Here is a 1,800-nt window from a genome sequence, read left to right as displayed (position 1 = left end):
GATCAATCGAACTATGCTTTTTCATGGACTCGCCCTCGCTGCCGTTGGCTGTTTAGACTGCCACCGTGGCGCATTGACGCCTCGGCTGGGGCGAGTCCATCCAATTACAGGGGGCTGCGCTGCACACAAAACGTGAGCTGGCTTACCAGCGAAGAGGCCATGATTGTTGGCGACGATATCAGGCTGCACACCTTTGAGCTCTTTCCTACAACTACGCCAGAAGCCGCCGACTTGTCCCCCTCGGGGCCGGGATCTATCGTTGCCGGAAAAAACTTATTCACATAAGCTGGTCAGTATGAATACACACCCTTCGGAGGCTCCGATGGCCACCACCAAAAAGGACAAACCCAACAAAAAGGCTGTTCGTGATGAACTGACATTCCTTGATGTTCGGCAAGCCGCGCGTGATGGGCAGAAAGTGTTCGATAAATTTGTGATCACTGGCAGGCTACCTATTACAAAGTAGGCCTGGATGCCAGCCGTCAAAATCTCCGCGCTTTTTGAACAAATAGGCAACTGGCAGAACTTCGCTGCACACTTTTACAACTACAAAGTGTGTAATGAATTTCCTGCAATTTTCGGACGGGACGAACGACTCGATCTGTGCGATATGCATCACATCCACTTGGCGAGTACCCAAGCGATTCAAGAGCGATGGGCGAAAATCAACCGCCAGTACTACCGCACAGCCTTGGTCAACGATCCTGACAATGACTTTTGGCTGATCTATGCCTATGACGCCTTTCGGGACGAGTATCTTTTGCTTACAGTCACCGGCCCGGACGCCCACAACCGACGTGAATGGGGATCATTTCTACGCTCGGTGTATTACGAGATTGTTGAGCCTTGGGTGATCGGGAAAATAATCTTTCCCGATCTGGACGAACTGTGATCTGAAAAGGTCGCTACTGCGAAAAATCACCACAGATACGCAGCCAACCCGGACAGTGAAAGCTTCCGGGTTTTTTGTTGTATCAGTGAAAGCCAAGTTGCCTGACAGGGCCTCTTCGCTGGCAAGCCAGCTCCTACAGGGGTTTGCGGTGTTCATGAATTCGCGTTTCGCCTCAAATCATGCATCCGGGTTTTTTGTTGTATCAGTGAAAGCTAAGTTGCCTGACAGGGCCTCTTCGCTGGCAAGCCAGCTCCTACAGTGGTTTGCGGTGTTCATGAATTCGCGTTACGCCTCAAATCATGCATCCGGGTTTTTTGTTGCATCAGTGAAAGCCAAGTTGCCTGACAGGGCCTCTTCGCTGGCAAGCCAGCTCCTACAGGGGTTTGCGGTGTTCATGAATTCGCGTTACGCCTCAAATCATGCATCCGGGTTTTTTGTTGCATCAGTGAAAGCCAAGTTGCCTGACAGGGCCTCTTCGCCGGCAAGCCAGCTCCTACAGAGGTTTGCGGTGTTGATGAATTCGCGTTACGCCTCAAATCATTGTAGGAGCTGGCTTGCCAGCGAAGAGGCCATGACTACCGGCGAGAATCTCACCGAAGAAATTCGGCCACCTGATTCGCCGCAACCGCCAGATCCTGGGCATGCGTAAACCCCGAAACCTTCAACGACTTCACATCATGATTCGTCGCCACCAGCCAAGCGGCACTGGCGGACCAGACTTCGGAACAGGCGCAGAATTCGGCGCTGCTGAGTGAAGAGCTGACCAAGTCGGCGAATACGCAGTATTCGTTGGTGGAGCGGTTTAACCGCTGATTGATGCTGGCTGATACAGAACCCGGACAGTGAAAGCTTCCGGTTTTTTGTCGCATGAGTGAAAGCCAAGTTGCCTGACAGGGCCTCTTCGCTGG

At 52.3% G+C, this 1,800-nt stretch carries 2 protein-coding genes and 1 pseudogene; all 3 read left to right on the top strand.

The window, feature by feature from the left end; all coding sequences use genetic code 11:
- The first annotated feature begins 322 nt into the window (after positions 1-322).
- Positions 323-466 (top strand): hypothetical protein, encoded by a 144-nt coding sequence (locus SOP85_RS30925; RefSeq protein ID WP_272605283.1) that lies wholly within the window; start codon positions 323-325, stop codon positions 464-466.
- 6 nt (positions 467-472) lie between these two features.
- Complete coding sequence (locus SOP85_RS30920) at positions 473-892, top strand: type II toxin-antitoxin system YafO family toxin (RefSeq protein WP_323629394.1); 420 nt, start codon at positions 473-475, stop codon at positions 890-892.
- A 705-nt stretch (positions 893-1,597) separates the two neighbouring features.
- A pseudogene (locus SOP85_RS31555) lies at positions 1,598-1,705 on the top strand (methyl-accepting chemotaxis protein); the annotation flags it as partial.
- Positions 1,706-1,800 lie beyond the last annotated feature (95 nt).

Origin of the sequence: Pseudomonas sp. YuFO20 (genome assembly GCF_035064975.1) — a bacterium.
GTDB classification, from domain to species: domain Bacteria; phylum Pseudomonadota; class Gammaproteobacteria; order Pseudomonadales; family Pseudomonadaceae; genus Aquipseudomonas; species Aquipseudomonas putida_AE.
The sequence above is the reverse complement of the archived record's forward strand: the minus strand, read 5'-3'. Positions and strand labels throughout refer to the sequence as shown.